We start from the raw sequence: 25,616 nt of genomic DNA on the forward strand, positions 1-25,616 counted from the left end.
CGGTCCACGCTGGTCCGTCGGGCGGGGAGGTCACGAGGCGGGGCGGCTGATCACGCAAGACCGGGTTGTCGCCCAGGCCCACTGCGGCGACCACCGAAGATGCTGCCGAGTATTCGTGACGGCGGAGGAGTTGCGCGTCGTGAATCGTCAGCGCCTCGAGAGACTCGCGCGTGCCGCGCGCGGGCCGGGCCCATGGGCTGGAAGCCGACGCCACGAGCTGCACCGACCTCCGCTCGGAGTCCAGCGCCGGGGATCCTCTCTGGAAAAGCAGCTGTCTGGACAGCGTAGACCGCTCCCGCTCGAACGCGGCCGAGTCGACTGTCGCTTCGAAGAGAGTCTGCTCGAAGGTCGCCCACGCGACCTGCCACGCGCTGGGCAGCACGGTCAGGATGAACAGCGTCGTCGACCTGCCGACATCGACCGTGACCTCAGCCTCCGCACCCAGCGTCGCGTTCGTCTGGGCGGCCAGAGTCTTGCCGAGCAGCCACGCGGTTCCTTCGAGGCCCGCCGCATCGTGCCGCGAACCGATCGGCAGACGGGTGCCAATGACGACGAGCGGGGCCCGGTTTCCGTCGTCGACGCTCACCGCGGCGTAGGCGGTGGATTGGCCTGGAAGGGGCGAAACGCAGGCGCCGATCAGCGCGGCGAGCAACGCTCCCGATGTGGCTGACGAGTGACGTGCCTTCATGGCAGAAGCTCCACCACGACGGGCGTCCCCAGGCCGTCGAGGTAGGCGGTGAGACTTGCGGCGGTCACGCGAGCCAACCTGGCGAGATACCGCGACGCGTCCGACGGGTCACCCGTGCCGTCGGCCATGCGGCCTACCTGCTCGACGAGACCTCCCGGCGTGCGAGCGCGAGTCCGGTACTCGCGGCCCACACGATCCACTGCGTCTTCGACCTCGCGCGCGTCGAGCGAAGCCGCAACGTCACCGAGCGCCGCCTGCACTGCCTCTCTGAGGGAAGCGGCGGCTCGCCGGCTCCGGGCCGCGCCCGCGACCACGAGCAAAGTCCTGTCGCGGAGCTGCCAGAGACGGACGCCGATCTCGACCCCTGGACCCACGTCTGCGAGGCTCTGCGAGATGAGGCGCGCGGCGACCGCCGCGTGCGGATCCGCCACCGCGTGATCGACTCGGGCCTCGCCGTACCAGCTTCGCAGGGGGGGCGGACCGGTGCTCGTCCCTCCCGGGTCCGGAGCGTCCAGCGGAGCCGCCACTTCGCCCGCTGGGAGACCGATCGCTTCGAGCATGGCAAGAAGCGCCGCGGGACTCGCGGACGTCATCGCCACGAGCGACATCGACGGAGCTCGATGGGTCCTCCGCCATACCGCCCGTAGCCGTGCTTCGTTGAGGAGACGAACCGAGCCACGCGATCCCCCCAAAGGCGTGAGCTCCGGCGCCGCGGCGCGGCGAAGGTCAGCGAGCAGGCGATCGCCCGGGGAGTCAGCCTGACGCTCCAGATCCACGATGAGCTCAGCCCGGATGGCCTCCAACACACCGCTTTCCGGGCGAGGCTCTGCGGTTGCGAGCCGGAGCAAGTACGTCAGGTAGTCGAGATCGACTTCGGCGCCTTCCACCGAATACGCCAGGCCCCACGGCGTCCGGCTGGCGGAGACGCGGGCGCCAATCTGACGCGCCGGTCCCAGCATGCGGTGCTCCGCCAGCGCGGCGAGCATCCGGCCGGCGCCCGCCTCCGCAGCACTCTCGATGAGCGGTACGGAGAGTCTGAGCGCGGCGACCCCGCCGGGGTCGGAGCGTAGCAGGACGACACGGGGACCGCCCGGCATCTGCACGATCGTGTCCGGGGCGAAGGCCGCGTCACTTGCCTGTGCGTGCGCGGCGAGCGGAGGGGCTAGAAGCAGAAGTAGGCCCGGGGCAACCCGCATGAACAGTCTTCTAGTGGCAACAGAAAGGGCGCCCGAGAGCGCCCTGGGAACTTTGGGACCTGTCGAGCGGCTCAGTATCGTACCGGTTCAGGCAGGATGAACTTCGCGGGGTTTTGCGCCACTCCGTTCACACGCACCTCGTAGTGCAAATGCGGAGAGGTCGCGAAACCGGTGCTCCCGACCTGCGCGATCACGTCGCCGCGCGTCACTTCTTGGCCCTGCTGTGCGATGAGCTTGGCAGCGTGGCCATAGAGCGTCGAGTATCCGAAGCCGTGGTCGATCTCGATGGTGAGCCCGTACCCGACGACCCAGCCGGAGCGGACCACTCGACCCTTGGCTGCCGCGAAAATCGACGTGCCCTTGATCGCCGAGATGTCGATGCCGGGGTGCGGAAGTGGGCGGTTGTGGATGGGATGCATGCGGGACGTCGAGAACGAGCTGCTCGTCCACCCGGCTGTGGGGAGGATCGATGGAGTCGACTCGAGCAGGTCGCGATGCGCGAGCACCGAATCCGTTGCTTCCGCGAGGCTCGCCGAGAGCAGCCGCGCCCGGCGCTCGAGCGTGTTGAGGTCGTACGAGACCGCGAACGCGGTCTTCGAGACGACCGGGTCTACGGACCAGAGCACGTAACTTTCGGGGGAACCGAGCCCCGGGCCGCCGACACCTGCCTGCAGGACTTCGGGATCGATCGATTCGAGTCCGGCGATGGCACGGAACCGGGCGTCGTTCGCCGCCACCTCATCGAGCGTGCCCTCGAGAAGATCGATCCGGCGTTGAAACTGCTCGAACTCGATGCGAAGAGCTTCGTTTTGGGCCTCGAGGCGGCTGGTCTGGACACGCGAATAGCCGTCGAGACCGACGGTCAGCGCAGACGCCACGAGCAGTAGGGCACCGGTGGCGACCCCTCCGATCGCGACGCGCAGGAAGCGAGGGGAGAACGAGTACTGCTTGACCGGACTGTCCTCGCCACGGACAACGAGGAAGGTCCACCGATCACCGGTCATTCAGCACCTTGGTAGCGATTCACAGGTTGGGGAGCCTAGCGGACGGGAAAGTAGGCGGCGTTCGCTCGTCGTCAAGCCGAGGCCAAAAGGTCAAGCAGGGTCCACGCGGGGGAAAAGGGGATTCCCCTTCGAGACGGTTTGCCCTGCCAAGGAGACGGCGCGCGCTTCATCCAGCGTCGGGACTGCGCCCAGCCCTAACCGTGCAGCCAGCTCGGCCATCTTCTGAGGGGCCACGGGCTCGAAGAGCGCACACAGAACCGCGAGCACCCGACACAGGCTCGCCAGCGTCTCGTCCAACTCCGAAGCCGCGACTGGGTCTTTGGCCTGCGACCACGGTTGACGATCTTCGACGTATCCGTTGGCTGTCCGCGCCAAGTCCATCGCCGCCGCTAGAGCCTCATGCACTTTGTACCGCTCCATCGCGTGCCGCGCGGTCGCGAACGTGGACTCGATCTGCTCGTCGAGCCCCGTCCCGCGCGCATCCGGGACGACCCCGTCGCGATACCTGCCAACCATGGAGATAACTCGACTCGCGAGGTTTCCGAGCACGTTCGCTAGCTCTTCGTATCGCGTCATGAAGCGCTCGGCCGTGTACGAGGCGTCGGAGCCGGTGGGCATCTCGCGGAGGAGATACCAGCGTACCGCGTCGGCACCGAAGTCGTCGCTCAACGCGAGCGGGTCGATCACATTCCCGATCGACTTCGACATCTTGGCGTCACCGACCAGCCACCAACCGTGAGCCAGGATCTGCCTCGGCAGCGGCAGGCCGACGCCCATCAGAAGCGTCGGCCAGTACACCGCGTGTGTGGTGATGATGTCCTTGCCGACCAGGTGCAAGTCGCAGGGCCACCACGAGCCGGACACGTCCTCGAAGCCCTGCTCGCCGACGGGCCGAGTCGGATCGATCGCACCGGAGGCGGTGAGGTAGTTGATCAGCGCGTCGACCCACACGTACGCCGTGTGGTCTTCGTCGAAAGGGAGGGTGATGCCCCAACTGACGCGCGACTTCGGTCTCGAGATCGAGAGGTCGCCGAGCGGCTTCTGGAGGAAGCCCAGAACCTCGTTCTTCCGCTCCTCCGGCACGATCCAGTCGGGGTTCTGCTCGATGTGTGCGATTAGCGCCTCTTGGTACTCGCTCATCCTGAAGAAATAGTTCGTCTCTTCCAGATGACTGACGGTCCGACCGCAGTCGGGGCACGTACTGTCCGGACCCAGGTCCTTTTCGGTCCAGAACCGCTCCTCGTGGATGCAGTACCATCCCGAGTACGGAGCCTGATAGATCTGGCCACGGTCCCAGAGGCGCTGCAGGAACGCGGTGACGATCGACTTGTGCTCGCCTTCGGTCGTCCGGATGAAACGGTCGTGAGAGATGCCGAGCGTCGTCCATGCGGCTGAGAAGCGTTCGGCCATGAGGTCGCACAGCTCCAATGGCTGCATCCCTCGGCGCTCGGCTTCGTCCTGGATCTTGGGGCCGTGTTCGTCCGTGCCCGTGAGGAACAAGACGTCAGTGCCGTTCTGCCGTTCGAAGCGCGCGAGCATATCTGAGAGGATCGTCGTGTAGGCATGCCCGATGTGAGGGTCGCCAGACGCATAGTAGATAGGCGTGGTGATGTACCTCCGCCGTGGCTCCGTCACGGTGAGTCCCGCTGTGGCTGGCTGACCTCGCCCTTCAATTCGTCCAGCGAGATCGTGCGCCGCTGACCCTCGTCGTTCTTGAGCGAGACTGTTTCGTTCCAGATATCTACGGCGGCTACTCGCTCGTGCCCCGTCGCGGTGCGGATTTTCTGTCCCTCCCTGGGGAACCGCCGTCTCGCCTCGACGTACGTACGGTGCTCGTACATCAGGCAGCACATGAGGCGTCCGCAGCAGCCACTGATCTGTGCGGGGTTCAGCGAGAGGCGCTGGTCCTTGGCGAGCTGGAGGGAGACCGGCTTGAGTTCGGGTAGCCAGGTCGAGCAGCACAGCTCCCGGCCGCAACGCCCAACGCCGCCGAGCAGCGCGGCCTCGTCGCGCACGCCGATCTGCTTGAGTTCGATGCGCGTGCGGAACGTGCGGGCTAGGTCGCGCACGAGCTGCCGGAAGTCGACTCGTTTCTCCGCGGTGAAGTAGATGATCAGCTTGTTGCGATCGAACTGCCACTCGGCCTCGGTGACCTTCATCTTGAGCTCGTGCTTCGCGACGAGGGTTCGTGCTTCCGAACGCACTCGATCCTCGTCCGTGCGAAGCGTTCGCGCCCGCGCGGCTTCGTCCCTGCGTGCGAAACGGAGCACTCGGCGTTCGGGGGCGGGGGTGGCGCAGCCGCCGCTCGACGATGAGCACTTCCTCTCGGCGATCACCCCGACCGCGGACACCTCACCCATGTCCTCACCACGATCGGCCTCGACGATCACATGCTGACCTGGACGCAGGTCGAGGCCTTGATACGCGTAGTAGTCCTTGCGCGTGCCCTTGAAGCTGATCTCAGCGAAGCCCGGCACCTGGTTCCTAGGCCTCGTGCCACGCGCCGATGGCCGCGTACTTGGCCCACCGGCTCTCGAGCAGAGCCTCGGGGGACAGCGCGCTCAGGTCGTTCAGGTGACGCTCCAGCGCGTCCCCGACCCGTTGCGCGGTGACGTCCCAGTCGGCCTGCGCCCCCCCCAGCGGCTCGTCAATGACCTCGTCGCAGATGCCGAACTCCACCGAGTCCTTGGACGTGAGCCGCAGCGCCGTCGCAGCCTTTTCGCGATGCTCGGCGGAACGCCATAGGATCGCCGCGCACCCCTCGGGGGAGATGACCGAGTACACCGAGTGTTCGAGCATCAAGATGCGGTCGGTGACCCCGAGCGCCAGAGCCCCGCCGGACCCACCTTCGCCGATCACGACGCTGATGAGCGGGGTCCGGAGACGGGCCATCCCGCGCAGATTGCTCGCGATCGCTTCGGCCTGCCCACGCTCTTCGGCGCCGATGCCGGGATACGCGCCAGGAGTGTCGATCAGGGTGATCACGGGCTTCCCGAACTTTTCCGCCTGCTTCATGAGCCGGAGCGCCTTCCGGTACCCTTCCGGGTGCGCCATTCCGAAGTTGCGGCGCAGGTTGTCCTTCATGTCCCGGCCTTTCTGGTGGCCGATGACCATCACGGACGTCCCACGCAGCCGGGCCCAACCGCCCACGATCGCTTCGTCGTCACGAAACGCACGGTCTCCGTGGAGCTCGAGCCAATCCGTGAAGATTCGTTCGATGTAGTCGAGCGTATACGGACGCTGGGGATGACGAGCGACCTGAACCTGTTCGATGGGTCGTAGGTTCTCGTAGGTCTGCCCCTTGAGCTCGTTGAGCTTGGCTCTCAGGAGTTCCACCTCGTCGGCGACGTCGATGCCCTTTCGGTCCGCCAGATCGAGCAGTTTGTCGATCTGCGCCTGAACCTCGACGATGTCGCGCTCGAACTCTAGGTGCATGGCAGGAACGCTTTCAGCAGGAGGACATGGTCGAATGCGTCCTCGGCGAAGAGCACGCGCAGTGGGGTGCCAGAATCTGGGGTCAACAACGCCTCCTCGGAGGTCTTCGGGCACGTTCACGGGGCGTGAACGGTAGGTACACCCCTCCCTTGAAGGCCGGAAAGATAGGACGACGGCGGGCGCGCCTCAATCCGCCGCTAGTGCCACTTCCAACTTGGGCTCAGGGATGAAGAACCAAACGATGAGCCCCATCCCGAGAACGAAGACAGCGCCGAGAAGCGTGTCAGAGACATACCCGACCCTGGCGAACAGAGGGCCTGAGACGGCGCCCCCGAGGGCGAAGCCGAGCTGGCCCAGAGCGACGGCGAGGCTCATGAGGGAACCCCGCCGCTCGTCACGTACCAGCCCAGTCAGCAGAGCGGAGAAGGGACTGACCCGCATAGCGACGAGCACCGGAAGCCCCACCGCTCGGCCATCACCATTCCCATCGGGATCCCGACGATCTGACCGAACGCCGCCCCGCTCATCACCCAGCCGGTCGCCCACCCACGCCTTTCGTATGGGAAGTAGTCCCCGATGTACGAAACCGCGGCTCCGCTGAGCACGCCGCCGGCCATTCCTGTGAAGACCCGCACCACGAGGAACGAGACATAGCTGTCGACGAGCCCATGCAAGCCGAGTGCGACTGTCATCGCGGCGCAGCCTATGAGCAGGATGCGGCGACGCCCGATCCTGTCCGAGACCGGACCGGAGAGGATCGCAAACATGCCGACCATCAGCGAGTACGCGGTTACCAGAGTGCCGAGAACCGCGTCCGCGATACCGAGGTCGTCGCCGATCTGTGGGAGGATCGGCGAAACGATCATCGTCTGGCTCGCTGATGAGAAGACGAGGAGCCAGAGCGTGAAGAGGATCACACGCGGGGAGCTGTTCTTCACCAACGAAACGTAACCGGCGTGGGAAGGCCCATCCGCTGGACGTACGTAGCGCCGGATCGCTACCGTGTGTGCGTCTTCTCCGTCCGTGGGAGTCTGGATGAACAAGAAGCAGGTCGGTGCGTGGGCGCTCTTCGACTTCGCGAACTCGGTCTATCCGGCGGTGATCACCACCACGGTCTTCTCGATCTATTACGCCGAAACTGTTGTCGGGAACGAGACGGGCCGGGGCAACTGGTGGTGGGGACTCTGTGTGGCGGTTTCGGCGTTGATCGTCGCGGTCACGTCGCCGCTGCTGGGGGCCATTGCCGATCGGGGGGGCGCCCGGAAAGAAGTTCATGCTCGCCTACACGGTGATCTGCCTGATCGGTGTGCTGCTGATGACCACGCTCCAACCGGGCATGGTCGTCGCCGGCTTCGTGATATTCGTGATCGCGAACGTCGGCTTCGAGAGCGCTCTGGTCTTCTACAATGCCTACCTGCCGGACATCGCCCCGCCGGAGAAGCAGGGCTGGGTCTCTGGACTGGGATTCGGCGTGGGGTATCTCGGATCTGCGCTCGGCCTGCTCATGGTGCTCCCCTTCGCGGAGACTCGGACCCAAGTGGTGTGGCTGCTCGTAGCGGCCTTCTTTCTGATCTTTTCGCTCCCGGCATTCTTCTATCTCCCGCGCGACCAAGGCGGGGGGATGAGCGTGCCACAGGCCGCCCGGTGGGGCATCACCAACTTTCGCGAGATCGTGCGCGAAGTGTGGCTGCTCAAGGATCTCCGCAACTTCCTGATCGCCTTCTTCTTCTATATCGACGGCGTGTTGACGATCATCGTGACCGCGGGGACCGTCGCTACGGAGACCTTCGGCTTCACCCCGAACGACACGCTTATTCTCTTTCTGGTCGTTCAGATTTCCGCCCTCGTGGGCGCGTTCGCTCTCGCCAAGCCCACGGACACCTATGGGCCCAAGAAGATCCTGAACGGTGTGCTCGTGCTGTGGATCGTCGCCAGCGTGTCTGCCTTCTTCATTCAGAACCCAACGCTGTTCTGGGGAATGGCGGTCATGGTTGGGCTGGGACTCGGCTCGGTGCAGTCCGCGAGCCGGACCTTCATGTCTTCGCTGATCCCGGACGGCAAGGAGGCCGAGATGTTCGGATTTTACGCGCTGTGCGGAAAGTCATCGTCTGTCATGGGCCCACTGCTCTTCGGGGGCGCTGCGCTCGTGTTCAGGGGCAATCAGCGTCCCGGCTTCCTGCTGATCGCTGTCCTATTCGTTATCGGCCTCGCTCTGCTCCAGCGCGTGAACGACCCGAAGGCGGCGGCATCCTGACGTGACCGTGTCGCGCCGCGCCGGCGTGACCGTCATCGCGGTGGCCGCGCTCGCGGCCGGAGTGCTCGCCCACCTGGGCGCCCGCCACACGTCTGCCACGTTCGACGAGATCATTCTCGTATCGGGCGGGCTGCGCGGAGTTACGGAGGGACGCTGGGACATGGTCACGGACCAGCCTCCGCTCATGATGTACGCATACGGCTTGGCCGCCTCCAGCGGGCATCCTGATCGACCCGCGGAGGACCGTGAGTGGCTCTTCGACGACCGCTGGGACTACGCCCGCGCGCTTTTCTTTCGTCTCGGCAACGACCCGACCGAGTTGCTCGCTCGGGCGCGCATCGTGGGGACGTTGATCGTGGCCGTGCTGGTGGCGGTCGCCGGAGCGTATGCCTGGTGGATCGCGGGGCCGTTGGCGGGCAGCGCCGCGGCGCTGTTCACCGCGCTCACTCCTGACGTGCTGGCGCACGGTGGCGTCGCCTACAATGATCTGCCGCTCGCGCTGGCCTATCTGTTGGCTGTATGGGCCCTAGACGTCGCGGTGAGGCTACCCACGCCCCTGCGGGCTGCGCTCGCCGGTTTGGCTGTGACGGCCGCGCTCGGAATCAAGCTCAGCGCGCTCGCGCTCGTGCCTGTGGCCGCTCTTGTGATCGTCGCCGGCGTGTGGCCTCACAGAAGCGACCGGGAATGGCTGAGAGGTCTGGGGGTCGCACTGTCGGTCGGCGCCTTCGCGCTGTATGCGAGCTTCGTCGTGCTGTACCGGGGCGACCCGACGCTCACGTTGTTCCGCTTCAATTTCTGGCGGACGGTCCTGCATGCGTCCGGGGGGCACGAGGCGCCCGCGTATCTACTCGGCGAGACGAGCGCGTCCGGATGGTGGTACTACTACCCGGTGGCGTTTTTCTTGAAGACGCCGGCCGCGTTCCAGGTGATTCTCGGCCTGGGCGCCGCGGGCTTGATCGCGGCCTGGTTGGCTCGCGGCCGCAAGCTCGAGTCGGTGTTGGATTGGCGTGGCAGGGGGGCGCTTCTCGGAGTCCTGGTCTTCGGGGTGTTCCTGCTCCAGTCGGACCTCAACGCTGGCTTCCGGTATGCGCTGCCGATGATGCCGCTGCTCGCGGTGCTGGCGGCGGTTGGGGTAGCTCGTGTCTGGCGTCGGTCCGGGCGGCCCCTCCGCGGCCTCCTTGTGGGACTCGTTGCTCTCCAGGCCTTCTCGGTGCTTTCCGTCTACCCACACTTCCTCGCCTACTCGAGTGTTTGGGCCGGCGGTCGCGACGCGGCATATCGAGCACTGGTCGACTCCAACCTCGACTGGGGTCAGGGCCTGCACGAGCTGAGGGACTTCATGGAGGACGAGGGAGTGTCGAGCGTTCGGCTCTCGTATTTCGGGAGCGCGGTCCCGGACGCCTACGGTATCGAGTACGTGGCGCTCCCGAGCTTTTTCCGCCTCGACCACGAGCGCACGCCGGCCGCCGAAGCGTCGCCTCGGTTCACGGTAATCTCCGCGACCAACCTCCAGGGGCTGTATCTGCAGGGGCGAGATCCCTTTGCGAGCTACCGGGCTCGAGAGCCGTTCCGCGTGATCGGACATTCCCTCTTCGTATACGACGAGGAAGGTGGATAGGAGGCTTCTGGCGGGCTTTTACAGCCCTGCTTCGTCGATCGCCAGCAGCGTGCGCAGCAACACGTTGGCGCCGTTCGTGACGTCGCCCGCGGCGGTGTGCTCTTCCGGAGCGTGGCTGATCCCCCCCACCGATGGAACGAAGATCATGCCGACCGGTGCGAGCAGCGCGATGCTCTGGGCGTCGTGACCCGCGCCCGACGGCATCCGCCGCGCGGACAGCCCGAGCTCGGAGGCCGCGCTCGCGACCCGTTCTTGGATGCGCTCATCGGTCGGCGCGGCTCGGCTCGTATAGAATCGGTCGAAAGAGAACGTCGTATGGGACTCAGCCGCGATACTCTCAGCTCGCGCTCGGATTGCCGCGAACAGCCCCGCGATCCCTTCCATCGACAGATCGCGGATCTCGAGAGTGAGCCGGACTCGTCCGGCGATCACGTTGGGGACGCCGGGCTCGGCGATGAGCCGGCCGACCGTGGCGACCTGACGACCCGGTGTCTCGCGGGCGGTGCGATGCACGACATCGACGAAGCGGGCCGCGGCGAGCATCGCGTCCGCGCGCCGATCCATCGGGGTGGTACCGGCGTGGTTCGTCACGCCGTTGACCGTCACGTTCCAGCGCATGATCCCGACGATGCCTTCTACTACGCCGATGTCGATGCCGTCTGCGTCCAGGACCGAGCCCTGCTCGATATGGAGTTCCAGGAAGGCGGCGAGGGAGCCCCTCGGCCGGCGCGCCTCGCTGAGCCGGTCCGGGTCGCCGCCGAGCCGCTTCAGGCCCTCTCCGATCGTGAGCCCCGAGACCGTCTCGATGTCGAGCTCGAATGGCTCGACCTCGCCGGCGAGCGCTCGGCTTCCGGTCTTGCCGCCTTCCTCGTTGCAGAAGATGGCGATCTCGAGCGGATGACGCGTGGCGTGGCCCGCGGCCGCGAGCGTGGTCGCGACCTCCACCGAGCCCATGGACCCGACCTGACCGTCGAAGTTGCCGCCTCCGGGCACGGAGTCGATGTGTGACCCGAACATCAGCGGGAGCAGATCGGCCTGGGTGCCCACCCTACGAGCGATCAGGTTGCCCGCCAGGTCGATCTCGGTGGTGAATCCTGTATCGGCGAACAGTCCAGCGACCCAGTCGAGCGCCTCGATGTTCGCGTCGCTGAAGGCGACCCGGTCGATGCCGCCCGCATCGTTGGCGCCGAACGTGGCGAGGGTGCGCATCCTACGCCCGAGTCGTGCGCTGTCTACGGTCAGTTCTTGTCGAAAGGGCCTCGTGGGAGAGCGTCCGGCACCGAACGGCAGATTCGGCCCATGCGTCCCATAGAGACCGGCCAGCCCCGCGAAGGAAAGCCGAGCGAAGTGGCGGCGGTTCATCGGCAGCTCATCAGCGTTTGCTCTGACAGGTCCTTCACAGGTGTGTCTCCACGCGATGTCGTTCCTTATCCAGGTGTCGCGAGCCCCCCAGGACCTGCTTGCGGGTGGGCGACCCACTGTACTCTTACCACGGGCTGCTGGTGATGCGCCAGCCGCGTCTGCAGGAGTGGCGCCCCCGCCGTGCCGGCAGCACTTTGTCCCCTTCTCACAACACTCGTCGGAGGAAGACTTTATGCGGCTAACTTGCCGGTCGTCGCGCGCCATGCCATTGGGTCATGGATGGCGTCGCGGCGGACTCGCCGCTCCACTGCTGGTCGCGTTGCTGTGCTCGTCCTGCTCGATCGAAGCGCGGAGGGACCGGGGGCAGGCAGCCGATGGCGTCGAAGCGACCCAGGCGCCTCGCAAGGAGATCATCCAAATCGAGGGCGTGGCGCGGCTCTCGGTGTTCTCATCCGCTGTTCGCAGTGGGGACTTCATCTTCCTGTCTGGAGTGATCGGAGCGCTGCCCGGTGTGGACCCGCCCACCCTCGCTGAAGGTGGAATCCAGCCCGAGGCGAGGATGGCGATGGCCAATCTCGGCGTGGTTCTTGAAGCGTCGGGAGCCGGTTGGGAGGACGTGGTCAAGTGCACCGTCTTCCTCGCCGACATGTCCGACTACGCGGCGTTCAACGAAGTCTATCTGGAGTACTTCCCAAGCGACCCACCTGCCCGCTCTGCTGTAGCGGTGGCCGGACTCGCGTTCGACGCGCGCGTCGAGGTGGAGTGCATAGCGGCCGCGCGATAGGCGGAACCCAGGAAACCTGTCTCAGCCATGCGCGTCTTGGTAGTGTTGAAAGGTGTGCGGCACGCACGGACTCACGTGTACAGGGTCGCGTTGGGGTGAGGATGTGGACGGGATGAGGATGTGGACGCGGTGACGACTTGAGGGTGCAGACCGACCGGGGGCGGATGTTCACACGCTGTCTCTTCTGCCATAGACCGTTTCCCGAGAACGGTCAGCTCGCGCACATGACGCGCGGGCGCAGGATTGCGTTCGATCCGGTCAAGGGGCGCTTGTGGGCGGTCTGCGAGGGCTGCCGCAGGTGGAACCTGTGCCCCATGGAGGAACGCGAAGCGGCGCTCTACGAGCTCGAGCGCATCGTGCGGGACCACGCCAAACCGCTCGCGCACACCGCCAATATCACCTTGCTGCACGCCGGTGGGCTCACGCTCATTCGGGTCGGTGAGGCTGGACTCGTCGAGCAGGCGTGGTGGCGATATGGGCGCGAGCTGAGGAAGCGGAAGTCTTCGTACGAGAGCAAACGCTCCAAGGTCACCGCCTACACGTTCGGTGCGATGGCGTACGTCGGCGAGATGATCGGGCTGACGGATTGGGATGTCTCGATCGACTGGGAGGACACGCCGGTTGCGGACGTCCTGCGGTGGCGCCGGTTCGGTTGGGCGGCGTGGTACGGGCGCGAGACGTGCCCCTACTGCCACAGCACGCTCCGGGCTCTTCGCTACGACCTGGGGTGGTGGGTGTACCCGCTGCGCGGTCCTGACGGCAGGCTCGGCGTAGGAGTCCCGTGTCAGCGCTGTGACCCGTGGACACCGGACAAGGTGTACGAGCTGCACGGTGACGTCGCCGAAAACGTCCTGCGCCGGCTCTTGGCGTACCAGAACATCGGCGGTGCTTCCGAGCGCAGGATCAGCGACGCGGCGGCAGCGATCGAACAGGCCGGCTCGGCCGGCGAGTTCTCGCTTGCCGTGACGAACAACCGCGAGTCTCTGTGGAAAATGGGCGCTACGGGCACGATCGGCCTGGAGATCGCTCTCAACGAGTCGGTCGAAAAGCGTATGCTCGACCTGGAGACGCGGGCGCTCGAGTTCCTGTGGAAGAAGGAAGAGGAGCTCGCGCGAATCATCGACCAGGAGCTGACGCCGCGTCGTCTGATCGAGTCTCACCTGCGGCACCTGCCCATCAAGCTTAGCAGCCCGTGGCAGAAGTACAGTGGGCCGCCACCCGCAAGCGGGTACCCGGGGGTCTCGCGAGTTCAAGAGTAGGAAGGACGACGAGTCGTAGCCGTAGCGGGCACCGCCGCCGAAGGCGGTGGTCCGAGGAGGAGAGACGACCTATTGGGCCGCGACCCCCCTGCGCTGTACTTCTGCCACGGGCTGCTGGCCCCCGAATCGCGGGCGCGGTGGCCGAGGTCGAGGGTCTGCGCCTCTGAGGTAGCGTCGCCACTCCCGGCCACCGATCTTGTCGGTTGCATCTTCAAATCACGGAGGGGCCGTGTCTGACGAAATTTCCCGCCGGGACTTCGTCTCGAACAGCTCGAAGCTCGCCATGGGTGCCATGATCGTTCCGCGTCGAGTGCTCGGCGGCGTGGGCCATCAAGCGCCGAGTGACACGCTCAACGTAGCGATCGTCGGCGCGGGCGGCGTGGGCGGCGAGAACGCACAGGAGCTCGGCTCCGAGAACATCGTGGCGGTATGTGATATCGATCACGATCTGGTCGCCGCCAAGGTCGAGGAGCGCACCAAGAACGGTGACGGCACCCCGCGGGAACAGGGTTTGCGCTGGAAGGAGCAGTATTCGAGCGCGGCGAAGTACACGGACTTCCGTGAGATGCTCGAGCAGCAGCGCGACATCGAGGCGGTCCTGATCGCGACGCCGGATCATACCCATGCGGTCATCGCGGCGGCGGCGATGCGAGCCGGCAAACACGTGTACGTGCAGAAGCCACTCACGTACACGGTACACGAGGCTCGCATCCTGCAGAAGTTGGCGGAGTCGACCGGTGTCGTGACGCAGATGGGGAACCAGGGGCACTCGAGCGACGATGCACGCCTCGTCAACGAGTGGGTCGCCGCGGGAGTGATCGGGAACGTGCGGGAGGTCCACGTGTGGACGAACCGCCCCATCTGGTCGCAGGGTCTCCTGCGCCCGGCGCCGTTCCCAGAGGACTTCAAGCGCGATGCGCCGGATCGCTCATGGTGGCCGGGCTCCGTGGACATGGCTCACGCGGCGGGGCTGTGGGCCGACTTCCCTGTCCCGAAGCACGTCGACTGGGATCTCTATCTCGGTCCGGTGGCGCGCGACGTTCAGTACCACCCGATCTATCACCCCTTCCACTGGAGGGGCTGGGTCGACTTCGGCGTCGGTGCATTGGGTGACATGGGCGCCCACCTCATCGATCATCCGTATTGGGCGCTGAACCTGGCTTATCCGACGTCGATCGAAGCGACATCCTCGCCGTGGGGTGGCCCGAGCGACGACCCGGTCTCGTACCCGATGGCGACCATCGTGCACTACGAGTTCCCGAGGCGCGGGCTCATGCCCCCTGTGAAGCTGCACTGGTACGACGGCGGCCTGATGCCCGAGCGACCCCCACAACTCCCCTCGGAAGTACGCCTCAATCGTGAGGGCGGGGTGATCTTCGTAGGCGAGCGGGGGCTGCTGATGCACGAGACCTATGGCCGAAACCCGAGGCTCTTCCCGGAAGGGCTCATCGAAGACGCCGCCAAGGTGCCTCAGAGCTACACCCGGATCGAGGACAGCCACGAGATGAACTGGGCGAATGCGTGCAAGGGAGTGGGTGAAGCCACCTGTCCCTTCTCATATGCAGCGCCGCTCACGGAAGTGATGCTTTTGGGGTTGGTCGCACTGCGGACCGGCCAGGGCTTCAAGATCGACTACGACGCCGAGCACATGAGGGTGACGAATTCGGAGCGCGCGAACGAGTATCTGGTGCGCGAATACCGCGAGGGGTGGGCGCTGTGATCCGACGACTCGTGGCGACCGCGATCGCCCTCGCGGTTCTGGCGTACCCCGGGACCGCTCAGGAGATGAACACGCTCAGTCACGCGGAGCGTGAGGCCGGCTGGCAGCTTCTCTTCGACGGGGAGTCACTGGACGGCTGGCGCGGATACAACCGCCCGGACATGCCGGGGGGCTGGGCCGTCGAGGAAGGGCTGCTCACGCGCATTGGCCCGGGCGGAGACATCATCACGGAGGCCCAGTTCGGCGACTTCGAGTTGTCGATCGATTGGAGGGTAGGGCCGGGCGGAAACAGCGGGATCTTCTACCGCGCCGCGGAGGGCGAGGAGTTGGTCTACCACAGCGCTCCTGAAATGCAGGTACTCGACGACGAGGGGCACCGCGACGGGCGTGACCCCATCACGAGCGCCGGCTCCAACTACGGACTTCACGCGGCTCCTCGAGGTGTCGTCAGGCCCGCTGGCAGATGGAACGAAGCCCGCATCCTGGTGCGCGGTGCACATGTCGAGCACTGGCTCAACGGCACGAAGGTCGTCGAGTACGAGCTTCGCAGCGACGAGTGGGCCGAAGTCGTGCGCAACAGCAAGTTCAGCGAGTGGCCCGCGTACGGTCAGGCCGATCGAGGCCACATCGGGCTGCAGGAGCACGGTGATCGAGTGTGGTTCCGCAACGTGAAGCTTCGGGAGTTGCGGTGAGCGACGCACCGCGGGTCGCGATCCTCGGAGTCGGCAATCTGGGGCGGGCGTTGGCGACCGGTTGGGTACGTGCTCGACTGTTCACGGCTGCCGAGATCACGCTCACCCGGCGCGACTCAACCAAGCTCGAAGAGCTGGCCCAGTCGGGTCATCCCGTCGGGTCTGACAATGCTTCTGCCGTTCGCGACTCGCACGTGATCGTGCTAGCGGTGCAGCCACAGCAACTGCGCGCGTTGCTCGAAGAGATCCGAGGGGCGCTGGACGCGGGACGGCATCGTCTGATCTCCGTGGTTTCCGGGGTCTCGATCAGCGAGCTCCGCGACACGCTCGGGGCGACGGTGCCCGTGGTGCGTGCGATGCCGAACACTGCGGTCTCCATAGGCGAGTCGATGACCTGCCTCTGCTCCGACGACAGCGACACCGCGGCGCTCGCGGAGGCGGCCGAGCTCTTCGAAGCTGTGGGTCGCACGCTCGTGATCGAAGAGGAGATGATGGTACCAGCCACTGCTCTGTGCGCGTGCGGTGTGGCGTTCTTCCTCCGATGCGTGCGTGCAGCCTCCCAGGGAGGCATCGAGATCGGCTTTCACCCGGAAGAGGCGCTGCTACTCGCGGCCCAGACCGCCAAAGGCGCCGCCGCGCTCGCCCTCAAGGGGGATTCACACCCCGAGGGCGAGATCGACCGGGTTACGACGCCGCGGGGCTGCACGATCGCGGGCCTGAACGAGATGGAGCATCGAGGTCTCAGCTCGGCGATGATCCGCGGCATTACTGTTTCGGCCAAGGCGGCGGAGGGGCTGTACCGTTCGAGCGACTGAGTAGCTGCTACGGTACACCCTCCCCGTGAGAGCAACAAAAAAGGCCCCCATCCGTACAACAGTACGTGCGGGCGCCGTGTTTCTCTCGCGACTCGGTCGAGGTTGGTGTACTTTTTCAGTCGCGTTTTGTCAGGGTCTTTGGGCGGTAGCGGCAGGAGTTGGTATGACGTATGTGAGAAGTGGGTCGGTGGGTTGGCTGACGACCGCCGCGTTCGTGGCGGCGCTTTGTGGATCGGGCGATCTCTCTGCTCAGACGACGGAGGGCGGTTCCCTCCTGCGCGGGACGGTGTTCGACAGTACGACGATGAGCCCCTTGCCTGGCGCGCGCGTCGTGGTCATGGGCACGTCGGCGATGGGGACGTCTGAAGCCGATGGCAGCTTCGAGTTGGATGACGTGCCAGCGGGAGAGCACTGGGTCTCCTTCTTTCATCCGAGGCTTCAGGCACTGGGGGTCAGCGCCCCGTCGCGGCAGGTCAGCTTCTCGGATAATCGAACAGTCCGTGTGGAATTGGCGGTACCCTCGGAGCGGACACTGCTCATGGGCTGGTGCCTGTCCGAGCAGAGCCGAGGCGACCGTGTCGCGATCGCGGGGATCGTTACGGATTCGCTCACAGGAGTGGCGATGCCGCGCGCCATCGTCACGGCAGAGCTCGTCGACCCCAGGTTCGGCGACCCACCGACCGTAGAGGTGCGGACCGACAACGCGGGCTACTACCGAATGTGCTCTGTGCCGGCTGGCCGTCCCGTGAAACTCCAGGCGAAATTCGGGATGAGCGTGGGCCGCAGCGTGCAGTTGACGGTTCCAAGGGGCGGCTCATCGCTGCAGGACTTGTTGCTGTTGATGTCGGAGGAAGGGACGCTGCAGGGAAAGGTCGTCGACTACCAGAGTGGGGCACCGCTGGTGGGCGCCTCGGTCCTGGTTCTGGGCACGGGTAGCCAGGTTCTTACGGACTCTGTGGGCATGTTCATCCTCGCAGATCTTCCTCCAGGTCGGCATCTGGTTGTGACCGAGTCGCTCGGGTACGACTCGCGCACGGACTCGGTGACCGTCTTCAGTGAGGAGATCGTCGGCATCGAGGTGCGCATGGCGACCGGGGCACTCGAGATCGAGGGGCTGGTGGTCACAGCGCGGAGTCGGTTCGGCGAAGAGACGCTCAACGTCGGCAAGCGGCTGGACATCATGACGCGCGCCGAGATCGAGCCGCTTCTGGTGCGCGTACGGACCGCGGGTGACCTGCTGCAAAACATGGCCGTGCCGGGTCTCAGGGTACGTGAGACAACGACCGAAGACCCGTTCACGGGGGTGCGCGTGGCGAGTATGTGCGTGGAAGTGAGCCGACGGTCGGCAGGAGGAGCGGGCTGCCGGCCGGCCGCGATCTTCCTGAACGGCGTCTACATGTCGCGGCCCGGCGAGTTCCTGATGACGCTCGATCCGAACATCATCCAAAGGATCGAGATCCTCAGCCCGATCGATGCCCAGTTCCAATTCGGGTCGCTCGCGGCTAACGGGGCAGTAGTCATCAGCACGCATTAGGGGAGGGGTCGGATTCCTAGCCCGACCGCCGTCCGCCTCCTGGTCCTTTCCGCTCTGTTCGGGGCGGTCTCATGGGAGACCGTCGCGGCGACGGGCGCGAAAGCGCTGTCCGCCCAGCAAGTGGAGGGCCGCCGGATCGCCGACGAGCTCGGATGCGGCGGCTGCCACGCGGGCATGCCGGATCCCATCGTCGCCAGGAGCCGGACGCCCGGGCTGGGCTCGAGCGGTGATCCCTTGGCAGCCGACTTCGTTTTCGCGTACCTCGCGGATCCAGTGCGGCGTCGCACCGACATCGGCAGGACGCGCATGCCGGACTTCTCGCTCCACGAGGGGGAGCGTGTGGCGTTGGCGCTGTACCTCGGGACCGAGGTCGCTTCTGGGGGTGACCTCGCGTCCGCGGTTGCACGCAATCCCCGAGCGGACGCGGAGGCCGGCGCGCGCGTGTTCAGTTCGTTGGGCTGCGCGGGCTGCCACGAGCATCCCGACGCCTCTCGGAGGGCGGTTGGCCCGGATCTGAGCGGTGAGGGTGCACGGGTCAGGCCTGAGTGGCTCGAGCGGTACCTGGCGGCCCCCGGGGCGGTGCGGGGTGACGGACATCCTGCGTCTCCCGGTGCGCGCATGCCCGACTTCGAGCTGGATGCCCAGGAGGTCGAGGCGCTCCGGACTCTCCTGCTGGCTCAGGGCACGCCGGGCTCTTGGACGCCGGCCGAGCTCACTCCGTTCCAAGTGATGCGGACGGAGCGCTTGCTGGAAGAGCGGCTCGCGTGCAAGGGCTGTCACAGGATCTCCGGAGACGGTGGACGGATCGGGCCGCCCTTGGACGGTATCGCCGACCGTCTCCAGCCGTCGTTCGTGCTCGAAGTCATCACCGACCCTGGGCGTGTCCTGCCCGGGGCGGGAATGCCTGGGCAGCACCTCGGGCAGCGTGACGCCCGGCGCGTGGCCTCGTATCTGCTCGAGCTGGGCGGCACGTCGCCTGCCGTGGAGTACTCGTCGCTGGTCGACGCCGGCCATCCCTCTGTCGCCGTAGCGCCGGATGCCGGTGCGGCGCTGTACGCCAAGCACTGCGCCTCGTGCCACGGTGCCCAGGGTCGGGGCGACGGCTTCAATGCGGCGAACCTTCCGGTTTCACCCACCGCTCATTCGAGTGCTGAGCTCATGAGACGCCGCCCGGACGATACCCTGTTCGATGGCATCTATGCGGGCGCCTACGTGCTGGACGGGAGTGCCCGCATGCCCGCTTTCGGGTCGCTGTTGACCCGTGACGAGATCCACGCGCTCGTCACGCACATCAGGTCGCTGTGCGGCTGTGAGGGTCCGGCATGGTCGCGCGCCGGCGGCAGGCGGTGATGAGGCGGCACGCCGCAATGAGACGATGGATCGCGTGCGCTTTGCTCGTGCTGGCGGCTTGTTCCGGTGAAGGGCGATCGGAAGGCGGCGTAGCGTCGCTGGCGACGTTTCCGCCCCCATCGCCCATGGCGCGGGGGGGCACGACTCTCGACGACTTCGTGGGAGCCGAGTCGTGCGCGGGTTGTCACCAGGAACAGTACAGCGCCTGGGCCTCTTCCACGCACGGCCGGGCCGGGGGTGAGCCGGCGCCGGGCGTGGTTCTCGCGCCGTTCGACGGGCGCTCCATCGTATTTGCGGATGCAGCGGTGGTACCACGGGTAACGGCGGGCAGCTACGAGTTCGTCGTTCGGCAGGACGGATTCGAGGAGGAGGTCTACACCGTCAGTGGGGTGATCGGTGGTGGGCACATGATCGGAGGCGGCACACAGGGCTTTCTCGCGAACCTCCCCGACGGTACCGAGCGGTTCCTTCCGTGGGATTGGTCGGCGGCCGAGGGCGTGTGGTTCTGCAACACGGGCAGCCGCCGCAACCGGGGGTGGGTCCCGATCGCGCCCGACATGACTCTGGCGGACTGCGGAGATTGGCCTCCGCTGAGGCCACTGGGCACGGTCGAACGATTCACGAACTGCCAGCAATGTCACGGCAGCCAGATCCTCACCACGCTCGATACCGAGCGTCGCTCGTATCGGACCGAGTATACGACGCTCCAGGTGAACTGCGAGTCGTGCCACGGGCCGGCGCGTCGCCATGTGGAGATGGCGGCGTCCGGCGGCTTCACTCCCGACGGAGACATCGGCCTCGGCAGCCTCGCCAATATGGGCAAGGACGAGTCGCTGGGCGTGTGCTTTCAGTGTCACGCGCTGAAGGACGTGCTGAGGGAAGGGTATCTGCCAGGCGAGCCCCTGGAGCAGTATTTCGCGCTCAAGTTTCCTGTGCTCGGGGATCGTCCGTACTTCGCCGACGGACGCGTGAGCAGCTTCGCGTACCAGGGCAACCACCTCGCGAGCGCGTGCTACTTGAGGGGTCCGATGGACTGCGTCAGCTGCCACGAACCCCATGGCCAGGGGTACTGGGATGTGGATCGCAGGCCTTTGGCGAGTCCCTTCGACGATCAGCAGTGCACGTCGTGTCATCCCAGCAAGCTCGAACCGATCGAGGCGCACACGTTCCATCCGGCCGACTCGAAGGGCAGTCGTTGCGTGTCGTGTCACATGCCGTATCTGCAGCACCCCGAAGTCGGCGACCAGATCGCGTTCGCGCGGTCCGATCATACGATCGCCGTGCCGCGACCGGTTTTCGACGCCGATCTCGGGTTGGAGGGCGCCTGCGCGCAGTGTCACCAGGAGCGTTCGTCTCTCGAACTCCAGGGTCAGGTCCGAGAGTGGTGGGGAGAGCTGAAGCCTCATCGTCCCACGATCCAGGGCCAGGTCGATGAGCTACGCGCGCGTAACGCGGCTGAGGCGGGTGAAATGTTGCTGCATCCCGACGAGGTCGATCCCCTCGTGCAGTTCCAGGCGCTGAGCACTCTTCTGGTGGGGTACCTCCGTCCCGACGACGATCGGACCCCCGAGCGCGTCGTCGACGACTTGATCACCCTCTCCACCAACCCCGACCTGGATCTACGCGCGCTGTCTCTGGCGTCGCTTCACTGGGTTCAGGGTGATGACCCGGTGATCCGGGCCGCACTGGTCGCGGCCTTGGCGAGCGCTGACAGCGACGAGGCACTGCGCGGCCGGTGGATGATGGCGCTCGGCTTCATCGGCGATCGGCACCGTGATCGAGGTGAGACCGATCGGGCGCTCGTGGCGTATCGGAAAGCGCTCGAGCTGCGCCCGAACGATCCTCGTGTTCTGCGGGCTCGCGCTCAGCTGCACAGCACGTCGCTCGACTTCGAGAGCGCGATCCGGGACTTGCAGCGGAGTCTGACGCAGAAACCCGAGCAGCCGCTGGCGTGGGTCAATCTCGGGATCGCGCGGGCCTCCCTCGGGGACGTGCCGGGCGCGCGCGAGGCGTATCAGGAGGCGATCGGGCTCAATGCGAATGAGGCACTCGCGCACTTCAACCTGGGCAACACGTACCGGCAGGTCGACGACCTCGAGCGCGCCGTCGAGTCGTACCTGCTGGCCGTGGCGGCGGACCCTGGGCTCGGCGTGGCTCACTTCGAGATCGGCCGTGCCTATATTCTGCTCGGCCGGCCGGCTGACGCGTTACCCTTCGCACGGCGCGCGGTGGAGTTCCGTCCCCAGCACGGCGCCTCGCGCGCGATGCTCCAGGATCTGGAACAGGCCGTCGGCCGCTAGGGAAGCTGTGTCTTCCAGCGTTGCCCTGTGTGCTCCGGACCCCTATGTTGACGCCATGCGCTGGTGTGGAAGGGTGGATGTGTAGATGTGTAGATGTGTAGGTGAAAGCCGGTCCCTCGGCTGAGGGATCCGGTAATTTTGCCTTTGGGTTGCCCGTGATGGGCTTTCCACGTCGGGGTTGCGGTGCAGGTGCATATGACTCTGCACCCTTGCGGAGCGTAGTCGGTTCCGAGCAGTACATAAGCAGTACATAAAAGGGTGGTTCGCAACAGTCCAACATCAGCTGGGAGTACGAACATGACATCTGCAACGTCTGTACGTCTCACGTCCGGCATGTTTAGGGGGGGGCTCGTGCTTGCCCTCGCTCTCATGCTCGGATGGGCGCCGACCTCTGCAGCGGCCCAAACGACGGGCACGCTCGTGGGTACGGTGCGGGATGCTGCCTCGCGGCGTCCGCTAGAGGCGGTCCAGGTCTACATCGACGGTACCGGTATCGGTGCGCTGACGAACGCCGCGGGTCGCTTCCTCCTTCTCAACGTGCCGGCAGGCGAGCACACGCTCCTGGCCGAAATGGTTGGCTATCGTTCTGGCGCCCTGACGGTGACGGTCAGTTCCGGCGAGTCGGCCGTTGCCGACTTCGGGCTCGACCAGACCGCGATCGCGCTGGACCAGATCGTGGTCACGGGTGCCGGCATCGCAACCGAGAGGCGTAAGCTCGGTAACACGATCGCCACGGTGGACGCGTCGCAGCTCCGGAACAACCCGATCAGCACGTTCAGCGACATGCTCGCGGCTCGTGAGCCCGGTGTCGTCCTTCTTCCCACGTCCGGTTCGACGGGTGAGGGTGGGAGGATTCGGATTCGTGGGTCCTCGAGTCTCTCGCAGCTCAACGAGCCGATCATCTACCTCGACGGAATTCGTATCGATCGTTCGGCGGTGATGTTGAGCGGTACCGGTAACCCCAGCCGCCTCGATGACATCCCGCCGGAGTCGATCGATCGCATCGAGATCCTCAAGGGTGCGGCGGCGGCGACGCTGTACGGCACCGAGGCGTCCAACGGCGTTATCCAGATCTTCACGAAGCGCGGTCGCGCGGGTGCCCCTCGCTTCAGCATGACGGCGGACTGGTCGGCTCTCAATGTGCCGACTGACCGGATGCTTCCCCATGCGGACTTCATCGGCAGGGATTGCGAGGCAGTCGACTGCAGCGCCGCGACCGATGCCGCGACCCTCGCGGAGATCGCGGGCCGTATGCAGCAGCGCTTCGGCGTGAGCCCTGCGCCCTATGAGGTCTTCGAGTACGACCTCATTCCCACGCTGCTGACGACCGGATTCGCTCAGAACTACTCGGGTTCGGTTTCGGGTGGCGTCGAGTCGTTCCAGTACTTCGTTTCGGGTCGTGTGTCGAGCGAGGACGGTTCGTATGATGCGGCGCAGAACTACCCGGTGGTTCCGGGCCTCGAGCCGGAGAAGGACACCAACCGTCGTATCGGCATCACGTCGAACTTCACGATCATTCCGAGCACCAAGATCCGCATCGGCGTGAACACGCTGTTCTCCGACATGGAGCAGCACACGCCCGACAACGGCAACAACATTTACGGCGTGTTCAGCTCCGCGCTGATGGCGCAACTGCGCAGGGCCACGCCCCAGGCCGAGGTCGGAGTCACCGGATCGAACTACTACGGTGCGCCCGCGTTCGCGACGACGCGTGAGATGATGTATCAGGTCAACAAGGCGAACTCCTCACACTTCGCGGGCAGCACGAATATCGCCTACACGCCGATCGACGGTTTCCGCCTCGACGGTATTTTCGGTCTCGACTTCACCTCCGACGACCGGGTCTTCTTCCGGCCGTACGCCTGGCACGTGGACGGCTTCGGCGGCAACTCCATCGACGGAGACCGCACCGTCCGGGAGGACCGGAGTCGCGAGATCACTACGGACCTCAAGGGTTCCTACATCAGCAACTTCGGCGACAACATCGAGAACACCTTCCTGTTCGGTGGCCAGGGCTTCCTGCGCCAGCGGCAGAGCGCGGGTGGTGGTGGCTCCGTCTTCCCGGGCCCGGGCCTGGAGACGATCGGTGCGCTCGCCAACCAGAGCACGGGTGAGACCTGGACGCGGGTCACTCAGATCGGCGGGTACCTGCAGGACCAGGTCGGTATCAACGACTGGATCTTCACGACGGTGGGTGGCCGCTGGGACGCGAACTCCGCGTTCGGTGAGTCCTTCACGACCGCCTTCTATCCGAAGGCTTCCATTTCGATCGTGCCGAGCCAGGGGCTGGACTGGACGAGCGAGACGTTCTCCACGCTCCGTATCCGGGCCGCCATCGGGCGGTCCGGCCTCCAGCCGGATGCGTTCGCAAAGTTCACGACGTATCGTCCGGGGCCTTCCGTGGAGGGTCCGGGTGTGCGGCCGGACAACCTGGGCAACAAAGACCTCAAGCCCGAGGTCTCCACCGAGTGGGAAATCGGGGCGGAGGTGGGCTTGTTCGACGACCGCTGGTCGGTGGACGTCACGTACTGGGATCGCACGGTCAAGGATGCGTTGGTCTCCCGTCAGTTCTCCGTGACGGGCGGATTCACCGCTCAGCAGCTCGTCAACATCGGTGAGCTCGTCGGACAGGGTCTCGAGGTCAGCGTGCGTGGTGCCCTTGTGCAGCGGGAAGGCCTCTCGCTCAACGTGTTCGCCAATACGGCGTGGATGAGCGAAGAAATCACCAGCTTGGGTGGCGCTCCGCCGCTCAAGACGGGTGGCTCGTACCCGCGTTATAGGAACTTCCTGCTCGAGGGCTATGCGCCGGGTGCCTTCTTCGGCACGAAGCTGGCCGACGTCGCGATTCCGTTGAACCTCGACGGTTCGTGCACGGAGCCGTCGCAGCAGCAGGCGCTGGACTATTTCGCGGTTCCGCGTAGCCCGAGCAGCTTCAAGCCGCTCGCGGTCGCGAACTCGGACTTCGGCACGCCCACCGGCGGCTTGGCGTCGCACAACTGTGGCACGGGCCTGCTCGACAGTCACCTCGGCAAGCCGACCCCGGACTACGCCGGATCGGCCGGCTTCAACCTGGCCTTCGCCGACAACTTCGAGATCGGTGCGCTCTTCGAGTACAGGTTCGGTGTCCAGGTCCAGGACCTGTCCGGCATGTTCCGCCGCTCGAATGCGGTCATCGGCCGTAACACGCCGCGCGCGGCCGAGCTGTATGCGATCATGGCGAATCCGGCTTCCAGTGCGCAGGGGCGGCTCGACGCGGCCGTCGCGTGGGCCCGGGAGATCGAGGGCCTCGCACCGATGAGCGGGCTGAACGGCATTTTCGATGCCAATGTGATCCGGCTCCGTGAGCTCTCACTCACGTACCGGATACCGTCGAACATCGTCGAGGGTTGGGGCCTGTCCACCGCTACGATCAACCTCGGAGCGCGCAACCTGAAGCTGTGGATGCCGGGCAGTATATATCCAGGCATGGACCCCGAGACGAACGTCAGCGGGCGTTGCAACGGAGGGCTCGACTGCAACTTCCTGAACTCGACCGAGGGGTGGGCGATTCCGCTCCCGCGGCGGTTGACTTTTTCTACCCGCTTCACTTTCTAAGGGAGACTCGA

Annotated in this window: 18 protein-coding genes and 1 pseudogene; 11 read left to right on the top strand and 8 right to left on the bottom strand. The window is 65.8% G+C overall.

Annotated features, from left to right (window positions below; all coding sequences use genetic code 11):
* From IIB36_07460 to IIB36_07490, 7 genes and pseudogenes are all read right to left on the bottom strand, one after another.
* The coding region (locus IIB36_07460) for an insulinase family protein (protein MCH7531594.1) at window positions 1–688 on the bottom strand (688 nt) is incomplete at its 3' end.
* Window positions 685–1,884, bottom strand: coding sequence for a hypothetical protein (locus IIB36_07465; protein MCH7531595.1), 1,200 nt, complete (start codon window positions 1,882–1,884; stop codon window positions 685–687). The genes IIB36_07460 and IIB36_07465, both read right to left, overlap by 4 nt.
* A gap of 71 nt (window positions 1,885–1,955) precedes the next feature.
* Window positions 1,956–2,888 (bottom strand): M23 family metallopeptidase, encoded by a 933-nt coding sequence (locus tag IIB36_07470; protein ID MCH7531596.1) that lies wholly within the window; start codon window positions 2,886–2,888, stop codon window positions 1,956–1,958.
* 90 nt (window positions 2,889–2,978) lie between these two features.
* Window positions 2,979–4,523 carry a methionine--tRNA ligase gene (gene metG / locus IIB36_07475; GenBank protein MCH7531597.1) on the bottom strand — a complete coding sequence of 515 codons (1,545 nt, stop codon included), beginning with the start codon at window positions 4,521–4,523 and terminating at the stop codon, window positions 2,979–2,981.
* Complete coding sequence (locus IIB36_07480) at window positions 4,520–5,365, bottom strand: stage 0 sporulation protein (protein ID MCH7531598.1); 846 nt, start codon at window positions 5,363–5,365, stop codon at window positions 4,520–4,522. The genes metG and IIB36_07480 overlap by 4 nt, the downstream gene beginning before the upstream one ends.
* A gap of 7 nt (window positions 5,366–5,372) precedes the next feature.
* Window positions 5,373–6,323, bottom strand: a complete 951-nt coding sequence (locus IIB36_07485; protein ID MCH7531599.1) for an acetyl-CoA carboxylase carboxyltransferase subunit alpha — start codon at window positions 6,321–6,323, stop codon at window positions 5,373–5,375.
* Between the two features lie 186 nt (window positions 6,324–6,509).
* Window positions 6,510–7,264: pseudogene (locus tag IIB36_07490) on the bottom strand (MFS transporter).
* A 332-nt stretch (window positions 7,265–7,596) separates the two neighbouring features.
* Here IIB36_07490 and IIB36_07495 point away from each other — a divergent pair.
* Window positions 7,597–8,577, top strand: coding sequence for an MFS transporter (locus tag IIB36_07495; protein MCH7531600.1), 981 nt, complete (start codon window positions 7,597–7,599; stop codon window positions 8,575–8,577).
* 7 nt (window positions 8,578–8,584) lie between these two features.
* On the top strand, window positions 8,585–10,195 hold the full coding sequence (locus IIB36_07500; protein MCH7531601.1) for a hypothetical protein: 1,611 nt from the start codon (window positions 8,585–8,587) through the stop codon (window positions 10,193–10,195).
* Between the two features lie 18 nt (window positions 10,196–10,213).
* Here the strand turns inward: IIB36_07500 and IIB36_07505 are convergent, their stop codons facing one another.
* Window positions 10,214–11,557 (bottom strand): Zn-dependent hydrolase, encoded by a 1,344-nt coding sequence (locus IIB36_07505; protein ID MCH7531602.1) that lies wholly within the window; start codon window positions 11,555–11,557, stop codon window positions 10,214–10,216.
* A 262-nt stretch (window positions 11,558–11,819) separates the two neighbouring features.
* Between IIB36_07505 and IIB36_07510 the strand changes: the two genes are divergently transcribed.
* The 9 genes from IIB36_07510 to IIB36_07550 all read left to right on the top strand — a co-directional run bounded on the left by IIB36_07510 (window position 11,820) and on the right by IIB36_07550 (window position 25,605).
* Window positions 11,820–12,341 (top strand): RidA family protein, encoded by a 522-nt coding sequence (locus IIB36_07510; protein MCH7531603.1) that lies wholly within the window; start codon window positions 11,820–11,822, stop codon window positions 12,339–12,341.
* Window positions 12,342–12,478: 137 nt separating this feature from the next.
* Window positions 12,479–13,600, top strand: coding sequence for a hypothetical protein (locus IIB36_07515; GenBank protein MCH7531604.1), 1,122 nt, complete (start codon window positions 12,479–12,481; stop codon window positions 13,598–13,600).
* A 283-nt stretch (window positions 13,601–13,883) separates the two neighbouring features.
* On the top strand, window positions 13,884–15,320 hold the full coding sequence (locus IIB36_07520) for a Gfo/Idh/MocA family oxidoreductase (GenBank protein ID MCH7531605.1): 1,437 nt from the start codon (window positions 13,884–13,886) through the stop codon (window positions 15,318–15,320).
* A 65-nt stretch (window positions 15,321–15,385) separates the two neighbouring features.
* A complete protein-coding gene (locus IIB36_07525; GenBank protein ID MCH7531606.1) occupies window positions 15,386–16,012 on the top strand; it encodes a DUF1080 domain-containing protein in 627 nt (208 codons plus the stop codon).
* Window positions 16,009–16,827 carry a pyrroline-5-carboxylate reductase gene (gene proC, locus IIB36_07530; GenBank protein MCH7531607.1) on the top strand — a complete coding sequence of 273 codons (819 nt, stop codon included), beginning with the start codon at window positions 16,009–16,011 and terminating at the stop codon, window positions 16,825–16,827. The genes IIB36_07525 and proC overlap by 4 nt, the downstream gene beginning before the upstream one ends.
* A gap of 163 nt (window positions 16,828–16,990) precedes the next feature.
* Window positions 16,991–18,361, top strand: coding sequence for a carboxypeptidase regulatory-like domain-containing protein (locus IIB36_07535; GenBank protein MCH7531608.1), 1,371 nt, complete (start codon window positions 16,991–16,993; stop codon window positions 18,359–18,361).
* Window positions 18,362–18,535: 174 nt separating this feature from the next.
* The gene (locus tag IIB36_07540) at window positions 18,536–19,711 is read left to right on the top strand and encodes a c-type cytochrome (GenBank protein ID MCH7531609.1); all 1,176 of its coding nucleotides are present in this window, start codon (window positions 18,536–18,538) and stop codon (window positions 19,709–19,711) included.
* 17 nt (window positions 19,712–19,728) lie between these two features.
* On the top strand, window positions 19,729–22,011 hold the full coding sequence (locus tag IIB36_07545) for a tetratricopeptide repeat protein (protein MCH7531610.1): 2,283 nt from the start codon (window positions 19,729–19,731) through the stop codon (window positions 22,009–22,011).
* 297 nt (window positions 22,012–22,308) lie between these two features.
* On the top strand, window positions 22,309–25,605 hold the full coding sequence (locus IIB36_07550) for a SusC/RagA family TonB-linked outer membrane protein (GenBank protein ID MCH7531611.1): 3,297 nt from the start codon (window positions 22,309–22,311) through the stop codon (window positions 25,603–25,605).
* The last annotated feature ends 11 nt before the right edge of the window (window positions 25,606–25,616 follow it).

This window comes from Gemmatimonadota bacterium (assembly GCA_022560615.1).
Taxonomy (GTDB): domain Bacteria; phylum Gemmatimonadota; class Gemmatimonadetes; order Longimicrobiales; family Gaopeijiaceae; genus UBA1138.